Below are 7419 nucleotides of genomic sequence, written 5' to 3'. Positions count from 1 at the left end.
GCCAAGCGTCTTTGAGGTCGTTTGGGCAAACTTTGGCCAGCGGCAAAACTTCGACAAATCAGAACCTTATGAACATACCTCCACTGATCAGAGGGTTATAAAGGCTTTCTGGCTCGCTTGTGCAGAAGCGCGCCGTCCAGTTACTGCACTCGGCGCGGTTGTCAACCGGACCGGTCCGATTCCTGATCAATACAGGATGTGCCCAATGAACCACGGCGCAGGTCACCGGGCCACCGTGCTATCGCCCCTCGACGACCCTCAGTAAAGCAGCACAGAACGCGGGCAGGTCGTCCGGCCGGCGACTGCTGATGTGCCCCCCATCCACGGCCACCTCCTGATCGACCCAGTGGGCCCCTGCGTTGCGCAAGTCATCGATTAAGGCCGGTGAGCTGGTATAGGTTCGCCCCGCCACCACGCCCGCCGAGATAGTCACCCACGGTCCGTGGCAGATTGAAGCGACCACTTTGCCAGCCTCCGACATGCGAGCCGTCAGCGCTCTGACGATCTCGGACCGGCGCAGCTTGTCGGGTGCCCAACCTCCGGGGATGACCAGCACATCGAATTGCCCCGGGTCGGCATTCGACAACTCGATATCGGCGGTCTGCGGATAGCCATGCTTGCCAAGATAACGCTCCCCAGCCCTGGGCCCGGCAACCGTTACCCCCAGGCCCGCCTCAATGAGGCGGTACTTCGGGTACTGGAGTTCGAGATCCTCGTAGTCCGTATCAACAAGGATCAGGGCATGGCCGCTCGCGTGATGCGTCATGGGAGCCTCCTGCGCGGTTCATTGGCGACATGCCAACCCGCCCCTTGGGCACCAGACAACCCGCTCCGGCTAGGGCAGAAGCGCATGGGGCGCGATCTACCCTGCGCGCTCCCTTCGAGCACCTCCAGGACACACCGCCCACGGCGCTGCTGGTGATGATGACCGACGGCTTCGGGCCGACACCGGTAAAGCCTCCGGCCTATCCGGTGCTCTGGACGCTGACCCGGAGGGTGAGTCGGACATCCATCGGGAACCGCATCCGAATGAACCATTCCTCAGCACTGAGACAAAAGGAATTTTCTAAGTTTCCGACAGACTGTGTCCATTTCCTTTTGCCACTCCTCTCTATCCCAATGAATCAATGGCCCCTCACCTCCGGACGTTGCGTCAACCAACATCTGAAGCGCACTTTTTTCGAACCCCTCTTCTACAGCCTTTTTGACAACCCATCCACCGAGCCCGTGTAGCGAATTTCTGTAACGCTGCCGGGCAGTTTTAGACTTATTATCAAGATCAGACCACTCCCAAAAACCTTGAAAGATCCTCAAGAGATCGCGCGATAAATCACGTTCCTTGGCTGGGGCAACTCCGCATCGCCAGTCGTTGATCCAGGACTCATTTGGGTTCATTTTCTTTCAATTCCTATCGCTCGGGCTCAGGGACACCGCAAAGCGCCGTCCGCTGCATGCTGGTATCAAACGCCAATCTCGGCCGTTCCCCTGCACTTGGGGAACAAGCTGCAACCCCAAAAGGCTTTGCCTGCATTCGCCCCACTCCTCGCCTCCCTCCTCACCATCCGTGCCCCGCATTGCGGACATGGCGGTGACTCCGCGTGCTGGGATACTGCGCCTGCAGCCTCTTGATCGTCGCCCCCGGCTCCAGGGGATTGATGCTCCGTTTCCAGACTCCGGTCCGCTTGCCTCTGACCGGCAGGCTCTGCCTGCTTCGCCGCCGAAAATTCCGGCAGAGACGCCAGTTGCATACGAAGGCCTTCAACGCTGTAGGCATGCTTCGCCGGAACTTGGATCATTGGGAGTGACACCGCCTCACAAACCTCCGCCAGAAAATGGTCTCGGGCTCCCCGTCTACTTTTTTGGTGCGACTTGTCGTCAAGCTCGACGACCGCAACTACCGAAAGGTCGTCCCTGGCGCATAAGACAAAGTCAAAGTGCTTGCTACTGATCTTATTAAAGGCCCGCTGCCATGCCTTGCGATCAGCCATGGACCGCACGTTGATGATATCGGCCACCCGTACCTTCCCGAAGATCCGGTACTCGTTCCCGACAGCTTGGTCCAGAACGCCGAGGAACGACCGCTCTGCTGGTGAGAACAGCGCTGATGCTTTGGTGTACGGAAAGCCGACTCCACCACCTCTTGGCCCGCCCTGAGACCTCAACCATACGGCTACCGCGGAAACCAACACCGCGAGCGCAGCAACAAACAAAAACCACTCCATACTGATTCCCTTTCGCTCCACCCCTACGTCTTACACCCGAGTCACTCGGCATGGGTATTTGCGGATGCTTAGGTCATTTAAGGAGCTCTGAGCAGGATCTGCGAGGACCGAAAGAGCTTCCGTGATTCGGTTTTCTAATACTCGTTCGATTTTCTCTCTCGAGAAGACTTGACTCATCACATGACCTCTAAAAGTGGTATCGACAGATTCTGTGTGTGCGGCCGGGCGTGATTAAGCAATTCCTGCGCGGTCTACCGAGATTCAGCTGGGCCGCAAACGAACCGTCCAGCGCTCCAGCTCTTCCCGACTTATCTCCGCCTGCCCCAGTAAGACCAACAGTTCCTCCTGGCGCGGCTGGCCGAAGGCGAGGCGGTACGTGGCCAGCTGGTGCTTGAGGCGCTCGAAGGCGGCCACCTCCCTCGTGTAAGGGAGGGTCGGCACGCGACGCTGAATCCGATAAGGACCGGGCGCGATCCAGTACGGCACCAAGTCGTCGGCGGCATCCTCCCGGGCCCTCTGGTCCGCGACGGCGAAGAGCAACACCCACAGGTCCCGGCCGGGCGCCCAGCCTTCCAAGGCCTGTTCGCGGAAGCGCGCCGCGACGTTGCGGCGCACGGCGTGGCCCTTGTAGCGGTGGATGCGGCCCTCACGCTGCTCCAGGTCCACCGGGTTGCTCGGCAAATTCCAGTGCACCAGCCGGTGGCACCAGGGGTGAAAGTCCAATCCCTCTTGGCCGATGGAGGTGCTGGTGAGCACGAAGGGGCGGAAGGGGCTGTTGAAGGCGGCCCGGACCTCGTCCTGACTGAGCCGCCCCTGCTCGGTGCGCTGGTCGCCGAAGCGCTGGGCGAAGACGGTGCGGATGCGCAGCTCCGACCAGGCCACGCCGCCCCGGCCATCGCACTCCGGGAACTGGACGTGAACGCGCGACGGACGCGGCTCGATATGGGCGGCGAGCTCCTCGGCACAGCTGCGGGCCACCGCCTCCGCCGAGGCGCCCTCGGCCCAGCCGTGCTGCTCCCAGGCCAAGTGCCAGGCCTCGTCCAGGACCGCCTGGAGGTTGCCGGCCACGGCGTACTGCATCACGCGCCGCCAGTAGGCGCCACCCTCCTCACCGCCCCCGCGGCCGTAGAGCTGATGCAGCAGCCCGATGACCGGGGGCCGGTTGAACAGACGCCAGAACGCCATGGCGATCCGGGCCGCCAGGGCGCGGCGGGTGACGTCGTCCAGCCCGGCGCTGCCTAGCGTCCGGGCCGCCACCACTCCCGGGGCGCCGAGCGCCAGGTCCGTGACCAGGTCCACCAGGCCCTCCGGCTGGCGGCCCAGCGAGGCGGTATCGAGCGTCAGCAGGTCCTCGAGGTAGTCGGGGAAGCTCTCCGCCTTGGGCCGCGCCACGTCGTCCGCCCGGGCCGAGCGCCAGTGCTCCAGGAACGCCCGCAGCCCCGGATCGAGGAGCAGCGGCGCCATGTACTGCCAGCGGGGATCCTCCGGCGCCTCCGGATCCCCCACGTCCGCCACCTCGGCCAGCAACTCCGCGACCCGTTCCCGCGCCCACGCTCGTGCATCCCGGCCCGCCAGCGCAGAGAGCGGGTGCACCGCGTCTGCCAGCCGCGTGCTAGGCAGCAGCAGCAACAGCAGCCGGTGGCGGCGCCGGATCTCCTCCTTCGCCGGCAGCTGCAGTAGCTCCTTGGGCTGGTCCTCGTAAGCGGTGCTCTGCCCGGTGAGCATCCGCCGCTCCGCCTCGTAGCTGAGCACGGCGCTGACCACATCGGGAACGAAGTGCCAGGCCGAGAAGAGCAGCGTCTTGGTCCGCTCCTCCTGCCCCGCGAAGGGTCCGTCCAGCGGCCAGTACGGCAGGGAGGGAGGCATCCACAGCAGCCGCCAGAGCCCGGTATCCAGCTGCTCCCGGACCACCTCCCTCAGCTTGGCGTGACCCGGGTCCAGCTGCTCCCAGGAGCGCAGGTCCTCGCGGTCGAGGAAGGCGTCGGCGTACCGCGCCAGCACCTCCCGGAGCGCCTCCGGGTCCTGGTCCTGGGCGGTCCGGACCTGCTCGTTGACCTGGTAGCCCTGCATGAAATGCGGCAGGTAGGGGGCCGCCTTCCAGTAGGTCATGGGATCGCGCGCCCCGGCGGAGCGGAACCAGGCCTCGGCGGCCAGATACTGGCGAACGTCCACAGGCTGGATCTCCAGCTGTCCGCCACCGGAGGAGGCGATCATGGCATCGGCGTCGGCGCTGCCGGCCACCCGCTCGGTGCGCGCCATGATCGCCTTCAGATGCCCCTCCACGGCCGCTCGGGCGCTGGGCACATCGTGGCCCTGACCGGCGGCGGCGCGGCGCAGCTCGGTGCTGAACCGGCCCAGCGCCTCCCGGAGCGCCACCACGCGCCGCTCGTCGTAGTCGAGGAGGAAGCGCGTGGTGGCCAGGAAGTCGGCGTAGTGGTCCTCGCCCTCCGCCTCCGGATCGCGGGTGTAGAACTTGTACGGCGTGGCCGACAGGAGCAGGGTCCGCACCGGCCGGCCGGAGGCCTGGCGCGTCTGCAGCAGCCGCCAGGCGAGCGCGGTGGCCTGCGAGCGGCCGGCCTCGTCCTGGTTGACCAGGTCCTTGAAGCGCTGGAACTCGTCGAGGATGACCAGGTCCGGCTCCAGGGCCTCGATGCAGACCTCCGCCAGGCGGTAGCGCAGGCGCCCGATGAGGCGGTTGCGGGCCTGGCGCGCCTCCTGCGGATAGGCGTCGAGCGCCTGCAGGAACCAGCGCTCGATGGCCGCCTCCAGCTCGCCGAGCAGCGCCGGATCCTCCCTCAGGCGCTCCTGGAAGCGCCGGGTGATCTCCGGCTCCAGCGGCAGCGGCTCCGCCAGCATCCCCCGCCAGCGCCCCGCATCCTGGATCCAGCCCTGGAGCAGGTTCATCAGCCCCTCCCGCCGCGCCACCAGCCGGTCGAGGAGCTGGAAGAGGACCTTGCGCTCCTCCGCCTTGCCGGCGGCATCGCCCATGTTGAAGGACGTCCCCGGCGTGAAGCTGATGAAGTTGACCTTGCGGGCCGCCAGCCCCCCGCCCTGCGCACCGCCGGCCAGCTCGGTGGCGAGCATGGTCAGCCGCGTGGGCCGGGCCTGGGCGTCCTCGGCCTCGCCGGTCACCTGGAGCTTGGGGAGATTGGAGCGGCCGATGTTCTGGTTGCTGCAAATGTAGAGGACATCGATGCGCTCCTGCCGGTCCCACAGATGATCCAGGGCCCGGGCGACGATGCCGCGCGCCACCAGCGTCTTGCCCAGGCCCACCTCGTCGGCGACGAGGAAGCGGTGGGTGCTGTCCGGCGCCGTGAACAGCCGCTGGAAGGCGTGCTCCACGGTGCGGCGCTGGAAGGTCTTGAGGGGCGCGATGATGGCCTCCGGATCCGGGCGGGTCATCGCCGGGCCTCCCCCTGCAGCGCCTCATCCACGGCCCGCCAGATGGCCCGGACCTGCTCCGGCACCACCGCGCGGCCCTCCTCGTCCGCCATCAGGTCGGTGATCACGTGCCGGACGACGTCCAGCCGCTCCGGATCCCGGGCCGCGGTGCGCAGCAGATCCTCCAGCAGGGTCTCCGCCTCCAGCGCCCGGCCCCGCCCCAGGGAATCGGGATCCGCCGTAGCGCCCTCCCCGACCCCCTCCATGAGCTCGTCCAGGCCGCCGAGCAGGGCGCGGAGGAAGGCGAGGAGGCGCTCCGGGGTGTTGATCACGGTGCGCAGGATGCGGCGCATACGCTCCTCCGGCAGGCCGTGGGCCGGGAGCTTGGCCACCCCGGTGACCGGATCGGCGCCCTCTTCGCCCCGCAGCCGGAAGGCGACGAAGGCGGTCAGCCGCTCCAGCGGCAGGGTCCACGCCGGCTCCGCGGGCCAGGTGCGGGCCTGCTCCAAGGGCAGCGTGACCGGCCAGAGGTCGATGGCCACACCCTCTGGCTCGGGCAGCTCCCCGGCCAACCGCCAGCGCCACTCAGAACCATAGGCCTCGCAGTGGACCGCCAGGTCCGCCTGGAGCAGCTCATCCCGGGCACGCTCCAGGGCCCGTCGCGCCTCGGCCTCGCCGTCCGCCGGCGCCTCCCCGGGCTCGTACGGGGTGCAGAGCTTGTCGAGGCCCGCGCGGAAGCGGTCGATGCCCACGCCGTGCTCGGCCTCGGCGGAGCCGGCCTCCCCGGCCAGGCTGGCCAGGACCTCGACATTGCGGCCGCTGAGGGCGGCGTGGGTGAGGTTCGCGGAGCCGACCCACCAGTGGGCGCGGCCGCCACGCTCGGCGGCGATGAGCTTGGCGTGGAGCCCGGCGGGCCGGCGGCCTGTGTCCTCCTGCGGCTCCTCCAGGGCCGTCTCCTGGAGGACCTGGACGTCCTCCCAAGGCGCCAGGGTGCCCTCGGGCAGCGCGTCCAGGGCCTCGTCGCGGCCGATCAGGGCCAGTGAGCCGGAGCCGCTCGCCGCCAGGGTGTGGAGGCCATGCCGGTCCACGAACGGCGCTACGGCGAGCACGCGGTCGGCCTCGGTGACCGGCCGCCACGGCGCCCCACCCGGGCCCCCGAGGCCGAGGACATGGAAGTTGATGGCGCCATCAAAGCCCTCCGGCGCCGGGAAGCGGGTGCGGCCCAGCTCCTCGGCGAGGCTCGCCTGGCCCTCCGTCAGCGGGCGCGCGAGCGGCTGGACCGCCAGCCCTGGCAGATCGCGGACCAACGCAGCGAGGGGCTCCGAGCCCGGCTCGGCCTCCGCCCCCGGCTCGGCCTCGCTGACCAGGGCGACGTCCCAGGAGCGGTCGAAGGTGAGGTTGCGGGAGGCGACGGCGACACGCAGCAGGACCCGGCCGTCCTGCTCCCCGGTGAAACGCGCCACCCACACCTTGGGGTGGAAGACGCCCTGGCCCGGGGCGCGCACCGGGTGGACGCTGGCCTCCAGGGCGGCGTAGAGCTCGCGCTGCACCCGTGGCAGGGCGATGCCGGACGCGTCGACGAAGACCTGCACCCGGCCGGAGGCCTCGCGCAGCGCCTCGAGGAGCAGCAGCGGATCCTCCAGCAGCTCCTCCACGCCCCGGTCGGACTGCGCCAGCACGGCCAGCGGCAGCGCCAGGACCACCTCCAGGTCCAGGCTGTAGCTGGTCAGCACCGTGCGGTCCAGGGTGTAGCCGGCGGGCGGGCGCAGGACCTCGGTGGCCACCTGGCGGGCATCGGGCGAGAGCATCAGCGCCC

At 68.1% G+C, this 7419-nt stretch carries 4 protein-coding genes; all 4 read right to left on the bottom strand.

Features of this window, described 5'->3' with window-relative positions:
* Positions 1 to 238: 238 nt before the first annotated feature.
* The 4 genes from LRF89_RS11290 to LRF89_RS11275 all read right to left on the bottom strand — a co-directional run bounded on the left by LRF89_RS11290 (position 239) and on the right by LRF89_RS11275 (position 7411).
* Positions 239 to 766, bottom strand: a complete 528-nt coding sequence (locus LRF89_RS11290; protein WP_201173588.1) for a type 1 glutamine amidotransferase domain-containing protein — start codon at positions 764 to 766, stop codon at positions 239 to 241.
* Positions 767 to 1460: 694 nt separating this feature from the next.
* Positions 1461 to 2222 (bottom strand): DUF2726 domain-containing protein, encoded by a 762-nt coding sequence (locus LRF89_RS13655; protein WP_443134965.1) that lies wholly within the window; start codon positions 2220 to 2222, stop codon positions 1461 to 1463.
* 261 nt (positions 2223 to 2483) lie between these two features.
* Complete coding sequence (locus LRF89_RS13540) at positions 2484 to 5624, bottom strand: helicase-related protein (protein ID WP_274522148.1); 3141 nt, start codon at positions 5622 to 5624, stop codon at positions 2484 to 2486.
* Positions 5621 to 7411 (bottom strand): phospholipase D family protein, encoded by a 1791-nt coding sequence (locus LRF89_RS11275; RefSeq protein ID WP_238637147.1) that lies wholly within the window; start codon positions 7409 to 7411, stop codon positions 5621 to 5623. Before LRF89_RS11275 ends, LRF89_RS13540 begins: the two co-directional genes overlap by 4 nt.
* Positions 7412 to 7419 lie beyond the last annotated feature (8 nt).

This window comes from Halorhodospira sp. 9621 (assembly GCF_022228055.1).
In the GTDB taxonomy this organism is placed as follows: domain Bacteria; phylum Pseudomonadota; class Gammaproteobacteria; order Nitrococcales; family Halorhodospiraceae; genus Halorhodospira; species Halorhodospira halophila_A.
Note: the sequence above shows the minus strand (reverse complement) of the source record. Positions and strands in the feature narration are given on the sequence as shown.

Coding starts and splice junctions, on each gene's coding strand:
- LRF89_RS13540 (WP_274522148.1), bottom strand. CDS start 5,624: ATGACCCGCCCGGATCCGGAGGCCATCATCGCGCCCCTCAAGACCTTC.
- LRF89_RS11275 (WP_238637147.1), bottom strand. CDS start 7,411: ATGCTCTCGCCCGATGCCCGCCAGGTGGCCACCGAGGTCCTGCGCCCG.
- LRF89_RS11290 (WP_201173588.1), bottom strand. CDS start 766: ATGACGCATCACGCGAGCGGCCATGCCCTGATCCTTGTTGATACGGAC.
- LRF89_RS13655 (WP_443134965.1), bottom strand. CDS start 2,222: ATGGAGTGGTTTTTGTTTGTTGCTGCGCTCGCGGTGTTGGTTTCCGCG.